This window comes from Olivibacter sp. EAT-5, assembly GCF_044784325.1.
GTDB lineage: Bacteria > Bacteroidota > Bacteroidia > Sphingobacteriales > Sphingobacteriaceae > Olivibacter > Olivibacter oleidegradans.
In genome coordinates this window covers 1,831,453-1,852,426 of record NZ_CP173028.1, presented here as the reverse complement: position 1 = coordinate 1,852,426, position 20,974 = coordinate 1,831,453, and the positions used below count along the sequence as shown (strand labels likewise).

Annotated in this window: 14 protein-coding genes; 7 read left to right on the top strand and 7 right to left on the bottom strand. The window is 41.6% G+C overall.

Going from position 1 to position 20,974, the window contains the following annotated elements:
- Positions 1-322 precede the first annotated feature (322 nt).
- Positions 323-841 (bottom strand): DinB family protein, encoded by a 519-nt coding sequence (locus ACH11B_RS07495; protein WP_013664728.1) that lies wholly within the window; start codon positions 839-841, stop codon positions 323-325.
- Positions 822-2,051: a HAMP domain-containing sensor histidine kinase gene (locus tag ACH11B_RS07490; protein ID WP_013664727.1), complete on the bottom strand. Its 1,230-nt coding sequence runs from the start codon at positions 2,049-2,051 to the stop codon at positions 822-824. The genes ACH11B_RS07495 and ACH11B_RS07490 overlap by 20 nt, the downstream gene beginning before the upstream one ends.
- Positions 2,052-2,265: 214 nt before the next feature.
- Between ACH11B_RS07490 and gltX the strand changes: the two genes are divergently transcribed.
- Together gltX and rsgA are read left to right on the top strand one after the other, a co-directional pair.
- Complete coding sequence (gltX, locus tag ACH11B_RS07485; RefSeq protein WP_013664726.1) at positions 2,266-3,789, top strand: glutamate--tRNA ligase; 1,524 nt, start codon at positions 2,266-2,268, stop codon at positions 3,787-3,789.
- Positions 3,790-4,707 (top strand): ribosome small subunit-dependent GTPase A, encoded by a 918-nt coding sequence (gene rsgA / locus ACH11B_RS07480; protein WP_377613190.1) that lies wholly within the window; start codon positions 3,790-3,792, stop codon positions 4,705-4,707.
- Positions 4,708-4,724: 17 nt separating this feature from the next.
- Here rsgA and ACH11B_RS07475 read toward each other — a convergent pair whose 3' ends face one another.
- The 4 genes from ACH11B_RS07475 to frr all read right to left on the bottom strand — a co-directional run bounded on the left by ACH11B_RS07475 (position 4,725) and on the right by frr (position 11,259).
- Entirely contained in the window at positions 4,725-7,154 is a 2,430-nt protein-coding gene (locus ACH11B_RS07475; RefSeq protein ID WP_377613189.1) for a hypothetical protein, read from the bottom strand.
- On the bottom strand, positions 7,120-8,136 hold the full coding sequence (locus tag ACH11B_RS07470) for a hypothetical protein (protein WP_377613188.1): 1,017 nt from the start codon (positions 8,134-8,136) through the stop codon (positions 7,120-7,122). The genes ACH11B_RS07475 and ACH11B_RS07470 overlap by 35 nt, the downstream gene beginning before the upstream one ends.
- Positions 8,137-8,151: 15 nt before the next feature.
- Complete coding sequence (locus tag ACH11B_RS07465; protein ID WP_377613187.1) at positions 8,152-10,524, bottom strand: prolyl oligopeptidase family serine peptidase; 2,373 nt, start codon at positions 10,522-10,524, stop codon at positions 8,152-8,154.
- A 171-nt stretch (positions 10,525-10,695) separates the two neighbouring features.
- A complete protein-coding gene (frr, locus tag ACH11B_RS07460) occupies positions 10,696-11,259 on the bottom strand; it encodes a ribosome recycling factor (RefSeq protein ID WP_013664722.1) in 564 nt (187 codons plus the stop codon).
- An 893-nt stretch (positions 11,260-12,152) separates the two neighbouring features.
- Here frr and thrA point away from each other — a divergent pair.
- From thrA to thrC, 3 genes are all read left to right on the top strand, one after another.
- Entirely contained in the window at positions 12,153-14,600 is a 2,448-nt protein-coding gene (thrA, locus tag ACH11B_RS07455) for a bifunctional aspartate kinase/homoserine dehydrogenase I (protein ID WP_377613186.1), read from the top strand.
- A 181-nt stretch (positions 14,601-14,781) separates the two neighbouring features.
- Positions 14,782-15,759: a homoserine kinase gene (locus tag ACH11B_RS07450; protein WP_377613185.1), complete on the top strand. Its 978-nt coding sequence runs from the start codon at positions 14,782-14,784 to the stop codon at positions 15,757-15,759.
- Between the two features lie 109 nt (positions 15,760-15,868).
- Positions 15,869-17,179 carry a threonine synthase gene (thrC, locus tag ACH11B_RS07445; protein ID WP_377613184.1) on the top strand — a complete coding sequence of 437 codons (1,311 nt, stop codon included), beginning with the start codon at positions 15,869-15,871 and terminating at the stop codon, positions 17,177-17,179.
- A 109-nt stretch (positions 17,180-17,288) separates the two neighbouring features.
- Here thrC and metG read toward each other — a convergent pair whose 3' ends face one another.
- Entirely contained in the window at positions 17,289-19,355 is a 2,067-nt protein-coding gene (metG, locus tag ACH11B_RS07440; protein WP_377613183.1) for a methionine--tRNA ligase, read from the bottom strand.
- 156 nt (positions 19,356-19,511) lie between these two features.
- Here metG and ACH11B_RS07435 point away from each other — a divergent pair, with 156 nt between their 5' ends.
- Both ACH11B_RS07435 and ACH11B_RS07430 read left to right on the top strand, forming a co-directional pair.
- Positions 19,512-20,420: an LD-carboxypeptidase gene (locus tag ACH11B_RS07435; protein ID WP_013664717.1), complete on the top strand. Its 909-nt coding sequence runs from the start codon at positions 19,512-19,514 to the stop codon at positions 20,418-20,420.
- A gap of 137 nt (positions 20,421-20,557) precedes the next feature.
- Positions 20,558-20,962 (top strand): DoxX family protein, encoded by a 405-nt coding sequence (locus ACH11B_RS07430; protein ID WP_377613182.1) that lies wholly within the window; start codon positions 20,558-20,560, stop codon positions 20,960-20,962.
- Positions 20,963-20,974 lie beyond the last annotated feature (12 nt).

The following is a 20,974-nucleotide window of genomic DNA, read 5'->3' as shown; positions in this document are numbered from 1 at the left end:
TGAAAGTGAGTTTAAGTATCTTGTTTCAATATATAGATTGAATATGAAAAAATTTAACATTGTATTTACAAGGCTAATAAAATAATTCCATATTTTAAACAAAAACATTCATGCAAACGGTTGCTTAAGTTGGATGTTTCGATGAAATTAGTGGCAAAAAAAGAAACGCCTCAATTTCACATCGGGGCGTTTCCAAAAACCTAAACCTTATCACAAAACCATTACCTGGCCTTATTGATATGATAAAAACACTTTAGGTGTTAAATAGTTTTAAAATTAGCTTTAAAAGTTGTCGAATATATAGCAAAATCACCAACAGGCATTACACCATAGTATCCAAATACCTTTCTTTGATAATATTTTTATGGTGATTGAGATGTCCGGCAACGATATAGAGAAAAGCCCGAACGCTGATTAAACGATCAGAGGCCAAACCCCTTCGATTCAGTTCGGTTTCGTTAAAGGTATTGAACAAGGCCATGTTCGATTTCCGTAATAAAACAAACTCCTCCGCTAAGGAAGCCAAACTTCGTTCATTAAAGCGAGCATTTAAAACAAAGTCTTCTTGCTCAAAGCCGGGGAGCGCTTTGGTGTCGTTCCGAGCAAAACGAAGCGCTCGATAGGCCATAATCCGCTCCGTATCCAATACATGCCCAACCACTTCCTTTATGGTCCACTTCCCTTCGGCATAGGCATATTCGGACCGCCCCGCAGGAATGGCCTCTAAAAATGCAGGAAAACTAGTAATTTGCTCATTTAGTACGTGCATGACGTCGCCAAAAACGGTATCAATGTAAGTAGCATAAAAGGCCGGGAATTCATCAGATTTTAGCTGGCTCATAGGTTAAACTGCTTTTTAATACGATTCTAAAGGTAGTTCCTTTTCCTACTTCCGAATCCTTAACAAAAATTTGTCCTTTATGGTAATTTTCAATTATTCGCTTAGTTAAGGAGAGACCAAGGCCCCATCCCCGCTTTCGAGTTGTATATCCCGGTTGAAAGACTGCATCGAATTTATTTCTTGGGATACCTTTTCCTGTGTCGCTAATATCAATAAATATCTGCTCTTTAGCAATATTTTCACTGATAATTATGTTAATTTCACCTGCCGATTCGATGGCATTGGCTGCATTCTTTAAGATATTTTCGATCACCCAGTCAAATAAAGGAACGCTCAATTGCGCCTCGACAGTTTTATCGCCTGATACGGAAAATTTGATTTTATCACTCGTGCGAACTTTAAAATAACGCACAAAATTACTGACTACCGGGTAGACAGCATGATTCTCAAGCACCGGTTTAGAGCCGATTTTAGAAAATCGGTCTGCTACAATTTCCAGACGTTTCACATCATTTTCCATCTCTATCAGCAAGGGATCTTCTTCCGCATCAAATTTCGCCTTCATCAACTCGAGCCATGCCATAAGTGACGAAATCGGTGTTCCCAGTTGGTGTGCGGTTTCTTTGGCCAACCCCACCCATACTTGATTCTGCTCCGATTTTCGCATGCTGTTAAATACCGTATAAGCGATACCGAGAAATATAGCAATGAGCGTTAATTGAACATAGGGAAATACACGCAATTGGGTGAGCAACAGGGAGTCTTTATAGTAAACATACCATTTTTCTCCACCGGACAATTCAATTTCTATCGGTGGGTGCCTTTCTTTCATAATGGCCAGTTGATAATCGAAATATTCAGGATCATACTTCGGGAGGTTTGTTCCTTGATTTTCTCCGGTCACGTTGTACAAGGTCTTTGTTGAGTCGAGACCGCGATAGTAGATAATGCTGTCTTTTGAATCGGTAATGATCGCCGGTACCTTTAAGCTATCCCGAACGCTATAGATATAGGTTATGTACTCATCGTTCACATCCGGCATGGCGTACATATTTCGCGTACTAATTGCCCAAACAGATGCCTTCGTGCGTTCTGCTTCCGAAAGGTTTTGGACCAGAAAATTTGTATACCAAAGGGATGCCGTTGCAATAATTGCAGCGAATATGAGTAATAAAAATTTCCACCGTTGACTATGCTGATATGGATTCATTTAATTCGTTATTAGTTCATTGTTATTGGTTGTCCGCCCTCGGTTTAAGTGATTTAATACAAGGTTAACCCTATAAACCTAAAATCAATAAACAACAACGACCAACTAATAACTAGAAAGGTGCAAAGTACAAATTTTATGCAAAATGATTAATAAAATGGATATGACACTGTGAAGATTGCATATCCAAAGCCTTTTATCTAAGTTTGCGCTTATGTCTATAGAGAATAAAGTTAGGGTACGGTTTGCACCCAGTCCGACGGGTGGCCTACATCTTGGCGGTGTACGCACTGTTTTGTTTAACTATCTTTTTGCTAAAAGCCAGGGCGGTGAGTTTGTATTAAGAATCGAGGATACCGATCAAACGCGATATGTACCCGGCGCTGAAGAATATATTCTGTCTTGCTTAGCTTGGTGCGGCTTGACACCCGATGAAAGTCCTGTACATGGCGGGCCCTATGCTCCCTATAGGCAAAGTGAACGGAAAGATCGATACCGCACCTTTGCAGAACAATTGGTAGCAAGCGGTCATGCTTATTATGCGTTCGATACACCGGAGGAGCTGGATGCCCAACGCCAACTTATTCCGAATTTTAAATATAGCCATGAGAATCGACTGCAGTTACGTAACTCACTCAGTTTGGATGCAAAGGAAGTAGAAGAACTTTTGGCCACCGGCACGCCGCATGTCATTCGTATAAAGATGCCTGTAGGAGAAACGATCGGCTTCCATGATATGATTAGAGGGGCAGTCAATTTTGATACTTCTTTAGTAGACGACAAAGTACTCTTGAAAGCAGATGGCATGCCTACTTATCACTTAGCTGTGGTAGTAGACGACTATCAAATGAAAATCACACATGCTTTCAGAGGCGAAGAATGGTTACCTTCAGCCCCGGTTCATTTATTACTATGGGAATATCTTGGCTGGAAGCAACAAATGCCGCAATGGGCTCATTTTCCATTGATTTTAAAACCGGATGGAAATGGAAAGCTTAGCAAGCGCGACGGAGATCGGTTGGGATTCCCGGTTTATGCCATGAATTGGACCGATCCAAAAACGGGCGATCTCACCAAAGGCTTTCGCGAGCTTGGTTTTCTTCCGGAAGCTTTTATTAATATGCTGGCGTTACTCGGTTGGAATGATGGCACCGATCAGGAGATTTTTACGCTTGACGAACTCATCGACAAGTTTTCAATTGAGCGAATCAGTAAAGCAGGAGCGAAGTTTGATTTCGAGAAAGCGAAATGGTTCAATCATGAATGGATCAAGCGTAGCGGAAATGAAAAGCTTCTTCCGATGGTTAAAGGTGTCTTGGAGACACACGGCATAAGGGATGTGGCAGATGATTATCTGATAGAGGTATTAGCATTAGTAAAAGATCGCCTCACTTTTATTGAGGATTTTTGGGAACAAGCTTCTTTCTTCTTTATACCACCTACCACCTACGATATAGAAGCTATACAAAAAAAATGGAGTGATGAAAAGACAAACTTTTTTAACACCATTATTCCTGCACTCACTACCTTTGAACCATGGGAAACAGAAGCGCTGGAACAATATTATAAAGATGCGATCCTATCCAGTGGGTTAAAATTGGGGGAGCTAATGCTCCCACTACGCATTATGCTGGTTGGCGGTAAATTCGGACCTCATGTATTCGATATAGCAAAATTGCTCGGCCGAGATGAGACGATCGAACGGATGAAAAAGGGATTCGCCGCTATTTTAGGATAAATGAAAGGGCTTGTTACAAAATCTACCGGCAGTTGGTATACCGTTTCAGCGGGAGGAACAAGCTATGAATGTCGCATAAAGGGCAAATTCCGCACGAAGGACATTAAAACGACCAACCCGATCGCTGTAGGTGATTGGGTTGAAATTGAACCTGAACCCGAGCAAGAAACTGCTGTTATTATCCAATTATACGACCGAAAGAATTATATGATTCGTAAATCGGTCAATTTATCGAAACAGGCGCAAATTATTGCAGCCAATTTAGACCAAGCTTACTTAGTAGTTACTTTAGCTTCACCGCCAACTTCGCTGGGTTTTATTGATCGATTTTTAGTGACAGCGGAAGCCTATGATATCCCAGCCGGTATATTGTTTAATAAGCTTGACCTTTTTAGCGAAGAAGGTTTGGAAATACTAGCCGACTATCGATCAATTTATGAACATCTCGGTTATCCTTGCTTTGAAATTTCGGCTTTAAAAGGCATTAATATAGATGCTATAGAGGCGTCTTTGACGCATAAAGTAACGCTGATTTCGGGACATAGCGGCGTTGGAAAGTCAACACTCATTAATCGACTCATACCGGAAGCTTCTCTCCGTACCGGAAAAATATCCGATTGGTCAGATAAGGGAAAACATACAACAACCTTTGCCGAAATGCTGCCTTTAATACAAGGCGGTTATATCATTGACACTCCCGGTATTCAGGAATTTGGCGTAATCGATATTGAGCAACAAGAGCTCAGTCATTTTTTTCCTGAAATGCGTGCACTGATGAACCGGTGTAGATTTAATAATTGCAGGCATATCAACGAACCCGGCTGCGCCGTATTAGGAGCACTGGAAGAAGGAGAAATCGAAACAAGCCGCTACGAGAGTTACCTAAGTATATACCATGGGAATGATAGCAGAGCCTAATAGCCGATAAAGAATAGCTATTTGGATCTAGCGCTTATAAAGTCGCTCAAATAGCTGCATTCACCCAGTGCTTGATTATAAAACGCAGTCCCTTTATAGTATTTTTCTAACTCAACAAAATATTTATTTTTCATGCTAAATAACCACAAGGGATCAGGTTCGCCATAATTATGGCTCGAATAGTAATCATTCACTGAACGATAACCATATTTCTTTTGCTCACATTTGGCCAGCATAAAGGTACATGTTGCTTTAAAATTTACATCCTTACTTAAGGATCGTGCCTTTTCATACCAAATGATCGCTTGTTTTGCATGCTTATAGTCGTCATCATAGTAATTCGTACCTGATACATAAGCATCTAAATGGCTCCAGCTATAGCTGATAAGATACCAAGAATTACCAAAGATTCCCGTTTGATAAACACCATTAGCCATCGCAAAGTAGTATTTAGCTGCATTTTTCGGATTTGATTTTATTTTCCGTTGCCACATGGCCATCTGCTCAGCAAATTCCTTCTTATTTAATCCCCTGTCTGCATAGGCCTTCGGGTAATCGTTAATCGTGGTTAAAAATGGGTCAGCGTGTAATGCAGCGTCCTCACTCGAGCCATACCAATCAGATGCCACCCAGAATTTATAGTTTGGACTTAGCTTGTCGAAAGCAGCGACTGCCTTATCGTATTCATGTGTTCGGAGATAACCGGTTCCCAAAAGCTCATAATAATCATCATTTGGAAGAGCAGGCAGTACTTTCACTAAATAATCCGACAACCCATCTTTCGGGGTATTTTCTTTTAATGTCTTTATACGTAACAATGATGTAGGCGTTAATTGTTGTCGCCAAAAATTAATCGTTTCACTAGAGCTGTATTTAAAAAGCGAATCACGCGTATGGCTCTGATTCCATTCTAAATCGCCTTTTACCATCAAAATAGCGGCCATAGCCGTATCCTGCAGTGCTAGATATTTTGGAGCTAATAAACTTTGATAAAAATGCCTCGTTGTTCGACTAAAGCGTAAATCTTTTTGCCCATAAAAGCTATCAACCTTATCCTTCCGCTCAACTATGCATTTCTCATCCAGCCATTTTAAAGCCGGTACCAGCGCATTTGGGTTAAAATTATCTCCCTTTTTTATATTACTGGCTTGTACCAATAATTCTGTAATGCGGTATTGATCCTGTAACTTGGGTGATAGATGTTCCGGATTTAATTGTTGTAAAAGATCAAAAGCTCTTTTATTTTCTCCTTGCATCCAACTGATGTACGCTGCCGCAATCGTCGCGAAGGCTGGTTCTCGGTATTTTTTGTCACTTGCTAAGTGAAGCGAGAAGCGAAATAAACTATCGGCATAACTTTTAGCTTTCAGCTGCGACGAATCGCTTCCGTAATAATAATTCCGATATCCGTAAACATCATTGCTGAGGGGTGACTCATTTAGGTACCCTTCCAGCTTATTCATTTCCCTTATTAATAACACCCCGTTTAAAACACTGGTGGGAGCCAGCTTATATACCGTATCAAGCGTATGGAGATTCAAACTCGGATTGTTAAAACCCTCTATGCTCCAAATTACTGCCTGTTCTTCTTTTGATTTTGCCAAGGCAAGAACCGATGGCGTGCTCACGTCAATGTAGTGATAATTCTTATAAGCCTGGATTCTTCTTTCCGGATTACTTTCAAAAACCTTCGAAAAAAGAAAAGCCGCTTGTTCTTTGTCGCCCAACCACCTTAGGGCCCCGGCTTTTAAGGCCAAGGCCCACCCCCCTACCGCGCTCCGATAAGGCAGCGGTTCGATATAGTCTTCATAGACCGCCAAACATTTTTCATAGCGTGCTGAATAATGGTACATTCTTGCCGCTTGGTAAGCATATCGTAAACGTAAAAATTCGTCGCGCTTAACCTTCTTCAATCGCTTTATGGCCTTTTCAGCCAACGAATCCATCGATGTTGTATCTCGAGGTGCCGGATCCCACATATCATATGCATAGGCAGAAGCCTCCTCACAGTCTTTGGCAAATAAATAATAATCGAATGCGCTCTTATGCTTCGCAATAGCTTGTAAAAAAGTATTATCTTTCAACGTATCTGGCAGGGTTATGCTTTTTTTCGTCCTCCAAGCACTGATCAACGAGTCTGTCTTGTTATCTGCTCGATACATTACGGAAAATACATCCGTTGCCTTTACATCTCCGCCCAAATATTGAGCCCACTCATCACAATTTATCTGGCTCTCCTTTTGCGGCTCATCCTCACTGTACAAAAAACTTAAATCGGTAAAAGAAAATGCGGCATAGGCATCTCCCTGTATGTCATTGTGAAAATAGGAAACGTAATAATCATAAGGATCGGGTTCCGGACCGCAAGCAATATTGATTGCAATTTCGCCATAAAACAGAAGTATAAAAAAACTAAAAGCGATCGATAATTTCTTGTAGTTGTTCATCCGAAAAGCGATTTAATAGGTCGGCATCTAGGTGGTAAAAGAGCACCTTCAGATCCTTTCGAGGCAAATATCGAGATAAAAAATCAGAAGCAGCAAATAAATCCTGCACACTCACTTCTTCTTTTCTAATCACATCGTTTACCCGCAACCCGGCTTTTGGAAGATTTCGCTTTAAGTGGTACAAGGGTGTGCCCTCTTGTCGATAAAACAGGCTCGTATCAGCCAAAGACCAACTGTCGAGATGCTTAGAGATACCCACATATTGTTTATCTCTAAAAACCACCGACCAGCTGAACAAAGGTAAAGCAACGTCGATCGGCAAAGGGTAACTTCCCAGGAAATCTTTTAAATAGGTGGTCATCTCTTTCATGTCCAAAATGGAGTTTTGCATACCATATTTACGCAAGTTTCCCATATTATAGCACATTAGCAGTACTTTATCCACCGGTGGTATACCGCTCGCGTGTCTATTTTTTATTTGGTGTAAGCGTAGCGTTGCACTCAAGGTAACAGCCTTATCTGCCAGCAGGGCTTTCATTTTTCTTAACAGCAAAAAATAGGTTTCACGTGTCGTTTGCGTCCAATCACAGTCAATTTGCAGTTCTGTAAATTTATCTTTACCGCTTTGTTTTACTTTCGCCTCGGTAAATGCTAAAATTCGATTGGCGAGTATGGTTAACGTCTGTTCCGATTGTTGTCGTAAGACATTGTTCACGATGTAAACAACAGGCACAATATCGATGGAGTCAGGTAGGTTGTTTCTGAAAGTAATCGGCGAAACAGGAACAGCCTTTCCGGTTTCGTCCAAATCGACGTCCATTATCCGTACAAACAGCTGATTAACGCCTAACTTACGAAGGGCCGTGTGCTCTTGTTCCCGTTGTTGGTATTGTGTTTTCCAGAAGTAAAATGCAGGCTGTGCCCTTCTCTCATACCGGCAAGAAGTGAGCAGCAGCAAACAAAGGATCCGATATTTCCACATAACGCATTGAAGGAGCTATTCGTTTATAAGTTTTTCCTCAAAAAGCTTTAAAATACGTTTGTATTCGTCGGTCCAGCTGCTAGGTTCTACAAAACCATGATCTTCCACGGGATATACAGCCAGTTCCCAATTATTCTTTCCAAGTTCAATCAAGCGCTGGCTAAGGCGTACAATATCCTGAAAATGAACATTAACATCCACCATACCATGACACATCAATAAATGTCCCCTCAAGCCCTCGGCGAAATTAATAGGAGAAGATTGTTGGTAGGCTTTGGGGTCATTAATCGGTTCATTTAAAATATTGGAAGTATAGCCGTGGTTATAATGCGCCCAATCGGTTACCGAACGTAAGGCTCCACCTGCTGTAAACACCTCCGGTTGCGTAAAGAGCGCCATCAAGGTAATAAAACCGCCGTAGGAGCCGCCGTATATACCGATGTTTTTAGGATTAACTTGATATTTTTCCACTAGCAGCTTAGCCCCATCTACTTGGTCGGATAAATCTTTTCCTCCCATGTGTCGGTATATTCCGGTGCGATGGTTTCGTCCATAACCGGCACTTGCTGTGTAGTCGATGTCAAGGACGGTATAGCCAAGATCTGTTAACAGATTATGAAACATATATTCTCTAAAATAAGAACTCCACCAGTAGTGAACATTCTGCAAGTAGCCGGCACCATGAACAAAAATGACTGCCGGACTATTTTTCTTAGGCGTTTCCGGTCGGTACAAGCGAGCGTAAACACTATCTTGATGACGGTTGGTGAAACTAATGACTTCAGGCGAGCGCCAAGGGTAGGCTTTAAACTCGGCGCTTCGCGATTCGGTGATCTGCTTCGCTTTTGCACCCGGCCTGTTTTCTTGCAGATAAAGCTCCCAGGGCCTGTTACTACTTGAATAGCGTATCGCTAGCCATTTTTCGTCAGGCGAAAGGCTCACTTCGTTACCTCCCTTCATAGAGGTTATTTGCTGCAACGTTCCTCCACTAACCGGCATGCTGTAAAAATGTGTTATTCCGGGATGCTCTTTATTAGCTGTCAAATAAAACGTTTTTTTATCCTTTGAAAGAACGAGGTCTTGCACTTCAAATCGCCCTTTTGTTAATTGCTTTTTCACACGGGAGTCTACTGACATGCTGTAAAGATGCGAATATCCCGTTTGCTCGCTTTGAAAATAAATCTGATGGTCGTCAATCCATCCGACATTTTCTCCTCCCCAGCTTCCACCAATGCCAGGGCCTGCAATCCATGCATCATCATGCTGTCTATCGATCATTTGTAAGGCTCCCGTGGACAGATCTAAAAGCGTTAACCAACGATCTTTATGATCCTGTGCATAAACCGTGATAAGAGCCTTGTTTCCGACAGGATTCCAATAAATGCCGGCTATATTAACCGCCCGATCTTTATCTAACTTAATTAGTGAATCTTTCTTCTCGGGATAATCGTTATAGAATGCAGGTATATCTTTTATCCCTTCTAAATTAGCGGTTGTAATACGCACAACCGTATCCTCCTTCACCTTATAAAGGTAGGCAGCTGTAGCACCCTGTTCTTCTCCAACCTTGTTTCTAGTCTGTATGTCTTCCGTATAACCGGATTCAGTTACATAGTTTGGTACGATCGTACTCCGATTATCTTTCGCAGGACTATATTTTATATAGGCAATATATTGCAAATTAGGGCTAGCAGCAATTGTTCTAACAATTTCATTTTCTGCTATAGGCAGCTCTCTCAGCAGTTTTATCCTTTGCAGTTCTTCTAACGAATCAGCTCGGTGTTTTTTCTGTTTACGATCGTTGAGCACGTCGAATAAAGTCAATTGATTTTCTTTAAGCCATTGATTTTGATCGGAGAGTTTAGGGGCGTCACCCTTCTTTTTGCTTCCCTTAACAAAATTGGTAAGCTGTTTTGATTCGCCATTTATCAAGGAGAGGCTGTATAAATTATTTTCACGTTTAAAGAAAACAACGTCTTCACGCACATTAAATTGAGGCTTAGACTCTTCCTCGATCGTCGCCGTCAATTGTTTTTCGCTGCGTGTTTTTAAATCGTATATAAAAATATCACCACCCTTTACATATACCGCTCGATTTCCACTTCGATTGTATTGCGTTTGTTGTGTAAAACTTCGCGTCACATCCTCCTCTTGTCTTTTAGGCTCTTGATCACGCACCGTTATACTGTATAAGGGTGAATAATCCAGATTTTCCGGATTCCATCTAAAATAGATGTGCCCATCAAATTCTCCCCACCTAATATTTTCGGGCGACACGCCCATCCACTTAGGGTCGCGCATTATTTTTTCAACTGTTAAGTTAGTCTTTTGTTGTGCCCATACGGGATTGAAATAGGTTAAGATGATAAAAAGTAATATTCTCTTCATACGATGTAAACTTTGGTCTAAAAATACAAGCAATTTGTGATGGAAATGCGCTATTTGCGCAACAATTTAGTGGGTTAGTAAAGTTGTCGAATCGTCGAGTGGTTAACGGCAGCTACGAACAAAAAAACCACGGTGCGATCCGTGGTTTTTTCACTAATAATTTCAATTTCCTTAAACGGTCATAATATCTTTTTCTTTGGCTTCGGCTAATTTGTCAACTTTCGCGATAAAGTTATCGGTTAATTTTTGAACTTCACCTTCTCCCACCTTTATTTCATCTTCCGAGACACCATCATTTTTAAGCTTTTTAATCCCGTCATTAGCGTCCTTTCTGATGTTGCGAATAGCGACCTTTCCTTTTTCTGCCTCCTCCTTTACTTTTCTAACCAATTCCCTACGGCGCTCTTCGGTCAAAGGAGGAACCGCTAAACGGATAATATTACCGTCATTTTGTGGGTTTAATCCGATATTGGAATCAATAATAGCCCTTTCAATTGCACTTAATAAATTCTTTTCCCATGGTTGAATAACCAAGCTACGAGGGTCGGGCGTATTAATGTTTCCCACTTGAGATAATGGAGTAGGTGTTCCGTAGTAATCTACATTGATCCCGTCCAACATGGAAGGCATTGCTTTACCTGCGCGAATTTTTGTCAATTCTGATTCGGTGTGCGAAATAGCTTTCTGCATGGAATCATTAGCGTCTTCTAACTGTAACTTTATTAGGTCATTCATATGAATACAATATTTTCTAAGGCTATAAGAAATAATTAAATGCTTATAACGATGAATATTTCATGCTATTGCAAATTTGCCCAAAAATAAGATTTTTTATTCAATGGCAAAACACCACAGAAAAGGGGCTGAAGTACCTGATCCATTTTAAAATAACTTTTTTTACCTTTGAAAGGTATCACGACCTCATTTCAATACACTAATCCTTCCCTTTCAGATTTTTTTCAATTTTTGAATCCACGTCAAGTCCACGTGAAGTCCACCTTTATTCCACGTCAGATCCACCTATGCTTCTGTATACATTCGCTGCCTATTTATGTTTTCTTGCTTTTCTATAGAGCGGATATAGTGCGAATATAGCGGCAACAACTACCTTACTGCATGTTAAGTGCCCTCTTGCAAGCCAAGCAGACAGCAGTCAATACATACGGCCGGTTAAATACGGCTGCCTCATAAGGTTTTACTTGTTTTGTTCCACGAGAAACAATCGGATAAGTTGTTAGCAATAAGCTTGAAGCTTTGAGATGAGCCTGTGCTACCGCCACCGTTATTAATCATTCGGCGCTCCAGCCTACTGGTAGGCAGGCCTAATTCATCATTAAAAGTTACTTAAAACGTCCAACTAATAATACGCATTCGTATGCGAATTGCTAAAATCTAAAAAATATTAAAATTCTCTTGATAAATTAAAAATAAACCATTTACTTTACTGCCAATTACAAAAATGAAAGCAATTATATCTATTACAACATCCACAACGATTACCACCGGGATAACAAAACACCGAGGGAAGTAATCTTTATGTTGTAATAACAGCGATAAAACATAAAAGGCGCTTCTCTCGATGAGAAAGCGCCTTTCTTATTTAATGACTTTAAGGATAAATAGAAAAAATGAAGATACTTAAGTTTGGAGGTACCTCAGTCGGATCGGCCGAAAGCATTAATGCATTATTGGACATCCTAAAACAAGGGTATGAACAGGGCGAAAAGCCAATTGTTGTCTTATCGGCCATGAGCGGAATTACAAACCTCCTTACCAAAATGGCTGAAGAAGCAGAACAAGGAATCAGCTTCGGCCCTGCTTTAAAGGAATTGGAATCGAGACACTTCACAGTTGTTAAGCAACTCATTCAAATTAAGAACCAGAATCCTGTTTTTACGCAACTTAAAATTTACTTAAATGAACTTGAGGATCTTTTACAAGGTGTATTAAATCTGCGGGAGCTGAGTTCACAAAGCAAGGATCTCATTGTGAGTTACGGTGAGCGTTGTTCCGCATTTTTGGTCTCTAAGATTGCGGCTCAGTACTTCCCGGAGAGTTTATTCGTCGAAGCCAGCTCCCTTATAAAAACCGATAGCAATTTTGGTAACGCACGGGTAGATTTACAACAAAGCGAATTACTCATCCGTCAGTTCGTGCAAGAAAATCCAGGCAAATTTTTATTTGTAACCGGCTTTATCGCTTCTAATGTCAATGGTCGGATTACTACCCTGGGAAGAGGAGGTAGTGACTATACAGCTGCTATTTTCGGTGCCGCATTACAGGCGGAAGCTATCGAAATATGGACCGATGTGGATGGTATGTTAACGGCAGATCCACGCATGGTAAAAAAAGCGTTTCCTTTACCGATTTTATCGTATACCGAGGCAATGGAGCTATCTTATTTTGGAGCGAAGGTGATCTACCCGCCAACCATGATCCCCGCCTTCATGAAAAAGGTGCCTATCGTTATCCGCAATACATTTAATCCAAGCTTTCCAGGTACTATTATCCAATATGATAGCGGCAGAACATCTTATCCTATTAAAGGTATCTCCTCGATTAATGCCATTAGCGTTATCAATGTAAGCGGCAGTGGCATGATCGGCAAGGCCGGCTTTAGCGGTCGCTTATTCTCCTTGCTAGCGCATGAACAAATAAACATTGTGCTGATCACCCAGTCATCGTCCGAACATAGCATCACGTTTGCTGTTCATCCCGCAGATGCCTTAAGAGCCAAATATCTTATTGAAACTGAATTTGAACTGGAGCTGCTTGCAAAAAAATTAGAGCCCCCCGTCATAGAAAATGAATTATCGGTACTTGCTATCGTGGGTGAAAACATGAAACAAACCCCCGGCATGTCAGGCAGGTTATTCCATGCTTTGGGACGCAATGGTATTAATGTACGGGCTATTGCGCAAGGCTCATCGGAATACAACATTTCGGTTATTATTAGCCAAGCAGATCTGTCCAAAGCGCTGAATGCGGTACATGATGCTTTCTTTACAGCATTAAAGAAAACCTTACATGTTTTTAATCTTGGCACCGGCAATATCGGATCTACTTTGTTTAGGCAATTATTAGAACAGGAAGCTTTTCTGCGCGACAACAATGATATCCAGGTAAAGGTTGTCGGCATGAGTAATTCCCGCAAAATGTTATTTGATGTGGAAGGCATCTCATTGACCTCCTGGCAGACGGAATTGGACAGCAAAGGAGAAACTGCTAGCTTGGAGACCTTTATTAGCAGAATGCAACAATTAAATCTACCTAATTGTATATTTGTGGACAATACCGCAAGCGAGGAGCCTACCAAGCACTATCTTAAAATCTTTGAATCGAATATATCGGTAGTGACCTGCAACAAAATTGCTAATTCCTCGAGCTATGCACAGTATAAACAATTACGCGATACGGCCAGAAGGCACGGCGTCGACTTTTTCTATGAGACGAATGTGGGCGCAGGTCTTCCGATTGTCCGCACGCTGAAAGACCTGATGACCAGTGGTGATCGTATTATCCGTATTGAGGCTATACTTTCGGGTACTATCTCTTATATTTTTAATAATTTCATTGGCGATGCTTCATTTCACGATGTAGTGAAGAAAGCCCAGGCCTTAGGCTATACGGAACCCGATCCTAGGGATGATTTACGAGGTACTGATTTTATGCGTAAGATGCTCATTTTGGCACGGGACAGTGGTTTAGCCATCGAAGCCAAGGACGTCGATCTAGGAGCGATTCTACCCAAAGCCTGTTTAGATGCAGCGAGTGTTGAGGACTTTTACTTAGAACTGCAAAAGGAAGCGGCTTACTTCGATACGCTTAAAGAAAAAGCTCAACGGGAGAACCGAGCGATCCGTTATATCGGAAAATTGCAGGATGGAAAGGTATCCATTGCCTTGGAGCTGGTGGATGAAAAGCATCCCTTCTTCAACCTCTCGGGTAGCGATAATGTCATTTCATTCACTACTGAACGTTATAAAGAACGACCGTTAGTGGTAAAAGGGCCAGGCGCTGGTAGCGAGGTTACAGCAGGCGGTGTATTTGCTGATTTGATGAACGCGGGAGCATAAATTACATGTGATAATTAGCTAATGTGAAAATGAGCCTATGAAAGGTTATAGCCAAATTACACTCAATGTACGTAATGCGAAATCGACCACTGAGACAAGATTTGCGTCTAACGACGGTAGGTCTTTTTACTTCCTGCCTGCGGTAGGCAGGTTTACTTTTGAATTTTTACTTATCTAATAAATGGAATTAACAATAGAAAAAGAACCCGCTGGTAAGGCCCGAAAAGAAAAAGACCGCGTGCATGTGTTTGCACCGGCTACCGTGGCTAACCTGGTATGCGGCTTTGATATCTTGGGACTAGCCCTGGACGAACCGGGAGATGAGGTGATTATGGAACGCTCGGACCAGCCTGGCGTTAAACTGTTAAAGATTACGGGCGATGACGGCCGATTACCGCTCGATCCGGCAAAGAATACGGTTAGCGCTTGTGTTCAGATGTTACTAAAGCATTTAAACCGTGAAGATGTGGGAGTGGAAATAGAGTTGCATAAACACATGCCTATCGGAAGTGGATTAGGATCCAGTGCTGCGAGTACGGTAGCTGGTTTATTCGCTATTAATCAGCTGCTTGGACAACCTTTAACGAAACAAGAATTGCTTCCTTTTGCGATGAAAGGCGAAGAATTGGCCTGTGGGCACGGGCACGCGGATAATGTAGCCCCTTCTTTATTTGGTGGTATTACCTTGATTAAAAGTTACGAGCCACTGGAAGTCGTGTCAATACCTGTTCCAAAAAGCTTATACTGCTCCGTAGTGTTTCCCCACGTAGATGTGCCAACGCGTGCTGCTCGGCAGATGATTCGTTCTAAAATCGAGCTGAAAGATGCGGTGGTTCAATGGGGCAATATTGCGGGCTTGGTAAGTGGTCTGTTTATGAGCGATTATGGCTTAATCGGTCGCAGTATGCAGGATGTCCTGATTGAACCTGTTCGTGCTATTCTGATTCCTGAATTTTATGAAATGCGACAAACTGCCATGGCAGCAGGAGCACTTGGGTTTGGCATCTCCGGCTCTGGACCCTCTGTCTTTGCTTTTGCCGATAACCATCCAACCGCATCGGACATCACCCGGCAAATTGTACAGCATCTGCAATCGAAAGGTATTGATAGCAACGGCTACGTTTCGGCAGTAAATCAACAGGGGCCGAGGGAGTTATAGTTTCGTTATTAGTTACTCGTTAATAGTTATTGGATTTAACTATACTACCAATAACTAACAACCAGATAATTAACAACAAACAACCAATAACTAACAACAAACAACCATCATGAAACTATACAGTACTAATAATAAAAAGCTAAGAGTTTCTTTTAAAGAAGCCGTATTTAACAGTTTGCCTTCAGATAAGGGGCTTTATATGCCTACTGAGATCCCTTCGCTTTCTGCGGATTTTATTAATAATCTTGAGCAGTTTACTTTACCCCATATCGCTTTTGAAGTAGCTCACCACTTAATTGGCGACAGCATTCCGGCCAATGATCTTCGATTATTAGTGGATGATGCTATCAATTTTGAAGCACCTGTAGTATCACTTGACGACCGTACGGCAGTACTAGAGCTTTTTCACGGACCATCCCTTGCCTTTAAAGATTTCGGTGCCCGATTCATGAGTCGCGTTATGGGTTATTTTTCTAAAACCGAGGAAAACAGCAAGCTTTTAGATGTATTAGTAGCCACTTCGGGAGACACGGGAGGAGCCGTGGCTTTAGGTTTTCTAGGTGTAGAAGGCACTCGGGTAACCATTTTATATCCTAAGGGAAAAGTAAGCCCTATTCAAGAGCAACAGCTGACCCGTAACGGTCAGAATATTCGAGCCATTGAGGTCGATGGCACCTTTGACGACTGCCAGGCTTTGGTAAAAGAGGCGTTCAATGATGCTGAACTTAATCAACGGTTCCGATTAACATCTGCCAACTCGATCAATATAGCCCGTTTGATTCCACAGACTTTTTATTACTTCAATGCCTATGCACAAATGAAGAGAAAAGGAATAACTGATATCGTTTTTTCTGTTCCCAGCGGAAACTTCGGTAATATTGGCGCTGGCTTATTAGCCTATAAAATGGGTTTACCTGTTAGGCAGTTTTTAGCTGCTACTAACGTGAATGATACGGTTCCACGTTTCTTATCAGACGGCTACTATGAACCGCGCCCCTCAATAGCCACCCTATCTAACGCAATGGATGTAGGCAATCCGAGCAACTGGGTTCGCATTATGGATCTTTTTGAAGACGATCGCGCGTTATTGAAAGAAACGGTAACAGCTTACGCGTATAGCGACGAGGAGACCCGCAGCGCTATTGACGAGCTTTATAGCAGCTATCAATATCTTGCCTGCCCACACACCGCCATCGCTTACTTAGCAGGGCAAGCTTATAAAAAAGAGCAAGGTGGAAACTATACAACTATATTTTTATCAACTGCACACCCATGCAAATTTCCCGATGTATTTTCTGAAGAAAAACAGAAAGTCATCTACATACCTCAACAAGTAAAAGAATTGGAAAGTAAACCCAGCCAAAAAGAGGAACTTCGAGCTGATTACGAAGCTTTTAAGCAGTGGCTATTAGAAAGGTAAAGGCTCTAAGGTAGAAGGCGAAAGGTGTAAGTATGAGGCCCAATAAAAACAAAAAGGTATAAGGTTGGGATTATACCCTCCAACCTTATACCTTAAACCTTACTCCCTCTTACCTCACTATGCTTCCTGGTTGGATATTTGATTGCGGCGCCACGAAATCAAGGCGTCCATCGGCATCCTCGGCCATCAAGATCATCCCTTGTGAGAGAATGCCTTTGATTTCGCGCGGTTCTAAATTGACTAATATAGAAACTTGTCTTCCAATAATATCTTCAGGATTAAAGAATTCCGCAATGCCTGATACTACCGTGCGTTGATCAATTCCTGTATCAATTGTCAACTTCAGCAACTTCTTTGTCTTCGCCACCTTTTCGGCTGTTAAGATTTTGCCGACGCGAATGTCGAGGGGTGTAAATTGATCAAAGGCAATGTTCGCCTTCGCCGGCTCCGCGGTGCTTGTTTGCGTTTTTGCGTTGTCGACCTTAGCCTGTGCTAACTTGGCTAGCTGCGCATCGATTTGTTCGTCCGCTATTTTTTCAAAAAGCAATTGTACCTCGCCCAATTGATGATCGTTTTCCAACAAATTAGGATTACCGGCAGCCGTCCAATCCCGATCCTGAAAATTTAACATCTGGAATAGCTTTTCTGCCGTATGCGGTAAAAAAGGCTGCGCCAATACCGCCAAATTAGCGGCAATCTGCAAACCGATATTAAGCACCGTTTTCACGCGGTCTTCATCCGTCTTGATTAATTTCCAAGGCTCTTCGTCGGCTAAATATTTATTCCCTAAACGCGCCACATTCATAAAATGCGCCAAGGCTTCTCGAAACCGATATTGACTTAGCGAAGAACTAATGGTTTTAGGATAACGCTCCAACTCGGAGAGCACTAATTTATCTTTATCGCTAAGCTCGCCCGCAGCCTTCACTTTACCATCAAAGTATTTATGAGATAAGACCAGTACACGGTTGATAAAATTACCGAATATGGCTACTAATTCATTATTCACACGTGCTTGGAAATCCTTCCAGGTAAACTCACTATCCGATGTTTCCGGCAAAATAGAGGTCAAAACATAACGTAGCTCGTCTTGCTTACCCGGAAAATCAGCCAAGTACTCGTGCAACCATACCGCATGGTTTCTAGAAGTTGACAACTTATCTCCTTCTAAATTCAAAAATTCGTTTGCAGGAATATTTTCCGGCAAAACATATTCGCCATGTGCATGCAAAATAGAAGGAAATATAATGCAGTGGAAGACAATATTATCCTTCCCAATAAAATGTATCAAGCAGGCGTCATCCGCTGGATTTTCCTGCTTCTTCCAGTATTTTTCCCAGTCTTTCCCGGTATCTAGGGCCCATTGCTTCGTAGCTGATATATAGCCTATAGGCGCATCTAACCAAACGTATAACTTTTTTCCCTTTGCTTCTTCTAAAGGAACATCCACTCCCCAATCCAAATCACGGGTCATGGATCGTGCTTGCAGACCGGATTTTAACCAAGAGCTGCATTGACCATATACATTTGATTTTAAAATATCCTTTTTACCTTCCAATAACCATTTTTCCAGCCAAGCTTGATATTTATCTAAAGGCAAATACCAGTGTTTGGTTTCACGAAGTACAGGTGTTTTACCACTTAAGGTCGATTTTGGATTGATTAAATCCGTTGGGCTCAAGGAGGTTCCGCATTTTTCGCATTGGTCACCATAAGCTCCTTCGTTATGGCAGTTCGGACAGGTCCCTACAATGTAGCGATCGGCCAAAAATTGATGATATTCTTCGTCGTAATACTGCTCTGAGTACTTCTCCACAAACTCCCCTTTATCATAGAGGTTGAGGAAGAATTCTTGCGAAAGCTCGTGATGAATTTTGGAAGAGGTACGATGATAGATATCGAAAGAAATGCCGAACTGTTCAAAACTCTCTTTTATCTGTGCATTATACTTGTCGATTATTTCTTGAGGCGTAATCCCTTCTTTTTTGGCTTTTATAGTAATTGCAGCCCCATGCTCATCCGAACCACAGACAAAAGCCACCTCTTTGTTGTTCATCCGCAAAAAGCGCACGAAGATATCGGCAGGAATATAGGCTCCGGCGAGGTGACCGATATGTAAAGGCCCATTGGCATACGGCAGGGCAGAAGTGATGGTATAACGTTTAAAATCTTTCATTTTGTTGTAACAAGTTGTACGTGTTAAGTTGTACGTTTTAAGCAGTAGATAGTACTTATTACTTACAACTTATCACTTATAACGCGAGCGCTTTTTTCAAAAATGATTTGTTAATTCGGCAAAGATACATCAATTTGCACTTCATAATAAACAGATATGAAGAAAACACCTCCTTATTTAAAAAAAGGTGACAAGGTGGGTATTGTATGCCCGGCATGGAAGGTAGATAATGATTTGGAAGACGCTATAGCGCTCTTAAAATCGTGGGATCTTGACGTTGTGGTCGGTAAAACCGTTCACAGCAGCTACCGGCAGTATGCGGGCAGCGATGAACTGCGGGCACAGGACTTCCAATCCATGCTCGATAACGACGAAATAAAAGCTGTCTTTGCAGCGAGAGGTGGCTATGGCTGTGTGCGGATGATTGATTTAGTGAATTTCTCACATTTTGCCGCAAAGCCCAAATGGATTATCGGATTCAGTGATGTGACTGTTATTCATAGCCATATTCACAGAAATTTTGGAATCCCAACCATACATGGGCAAATGCCTATTACCATTCCTGATGCTACCAAGGAATCATTGCTCAGCTTAAAGGATACGCTTTTTGGTGAAATGCCGTTATACGAATATCAAAGTGAACATACGAATATCCCGGGTGAAGGTGAAGGCGTCGTGATTGGAGGTAACTTGGCTCTATTGGTTAACGTACTGGGCTCGGTTTCGGACATGGACTATGATGGAAAAATTTTGTTTATTGAAGATGTGGGAGAGTTCTATTATTCCATCGACCGAATGTTGTGGACTTTGAAACGAGCAGGAAAACTAAAAAATTTGAAAGGTCTTTTGGTAGGTGGCTTCACCAACTTAAAAGATAATAAAGTACCCTTTGGGATCACGCTAGAAGAGCTGATTTTGGAAATCGTAGGCGAATACGGTTATCCGGTTGCCTTTGACTTTCCGGCAGGACATATTGATAATAACTACACCTTAATTTTTGGTGCGCAAGCTAGTTTAAGTGTCAATGAGCACCATGTATGTTTGGCTTATATAGATGAGCAGTAGGCTATAGGCTATAGGCAGTAGGCAGTAGGCAACAGGCAATAGGTGTAAGGGGATAAGGTGTAAGGCTTGGAGGTATAGTTGCTAGTTGCGAGTTGCCAGCTTTTTGAATTTTGAATTTTGAATTTTTACTTAAAAAAATGGCAATACTTTCGACTCTTGGAAATTACAAAAACACGGGATTATTGATTATCCGTTTGGCGCTAGGCGCTATGTTTATTACCTATGGATATCCAAAAATTATGGGTGGCCCCGAAATGTGGAGGGGTGTAGGCACTTCGATGAACCATGTTGGCATTACTTTTGGTTATACGTTTTGGGGTTTTCTTGCAGCGATCACGGAAACCTTAGGCGGTTTTCTATTAATCATAGGTCTAGCTTTTAGACCAGCTGCTTTGTTACTGGCTTTCGTCATGCTGGTAGCCGCGCTGCATCATTACAAGACCGAAGGCTTTATGCCGGCCGGACATCCAATAGAGCTCTTATTTGTCTTTATAGGTTTGGCTTTAGTAGGACCCGGAAAATATAGTGTGGATAAACGTTAAGATTATGGGAGA

Coding starts and splice junctions, on each gene's coding strand:
- ACH11B_RS07495 (WP_013664728.1), bottom strand. CDS start 841: ATGAGCCAGCTAAAATCTGATGAATTCCCGGCCTTTTATGCTACTTAC.
- ACH11B_RS07490 (WP_013664727.1), bottom strand. CDS start 2,051: ATGAATCCATATCAGCATAGTCAACGGTGGAAATTTTTATTACTCATA.
- gltX (WP_013664726.1), top strand. CDS start 2,266: ATGTCTATAGAGAATAAAGTTAGGGTACGGTTTGCACCCAGTCCGACG.
- rsgA (WP_377613190.1), top strand. CDS start 3,790: ATGAAAGGGCTTGTTACAAAATCTACCGGCAGTTGGTATACCGTTTCA.
- ACH11B_RS07475 (WP_377613189.1), bottom strand. CDS start 7,154: ATGAACAACTACAAGAAATTATCGATCGCTTTTAGTTTTTTTATACTT.
- ACH11B_RS07470 (WP_377613188.1), bottom strand. CDS start 8,136: ATGTGGAAATATCGGATCCTTTGTTTGCTGCTGCTCACTTCTTGCCGG.
- ACH11B_RS07465 (WP_377613187.1), bottom strand. CDS start 10,524: ATGAAGAGAATATTACTTTTTATCATCTTAACCTATTTCAATCCCGTA.
- frr (WP_013664722.1), bottom strand. CDS start 11,259: ATGAATGACCTAATAAAGTTACAGTTAGAAGACGCTAATGATTCCATG.
- thrA (WP_377613186.1), top strand. CDS start 12,153: ATGAAGATACTTAAGTTTGGAGGTACCTCAGTCGGATCGGCCGAAAGC.
- ACH11B_RS07450 (WP_377613185.1), top strand. CDS start 14,782: ATGGAATTAACAATAGAAAAAGAACCCGCTGGTAAGGCCCGAAAAGAA.
- thrC (WP_377613184.1), top strand. CDS start 15,869: ATGAAACTATACAGTACTAATAATAAAAAGCTAAGAGTTTCTTTTAAA.
- metG (WP_377613183.1), bottom strand. CDS start 19,355: ATGAAAGATTTTAAACGTTATACCATCACTTCTGCCCTGCCGTATGCC.
- ACH11B_RS07435 (WP_013664717.1), top strand. CDS start 19,512: ATGAAGAAAACACCTCCTTATTTAAAAAAAGGTGACAAGGTGGGTATT.
- ACH11B_RS07430 (WP_377613182.1), top strand. CDS start 20,558: ATGGCAATACTTTCGACTCTTGGAAATTACAAAAACACGGGATTATTG.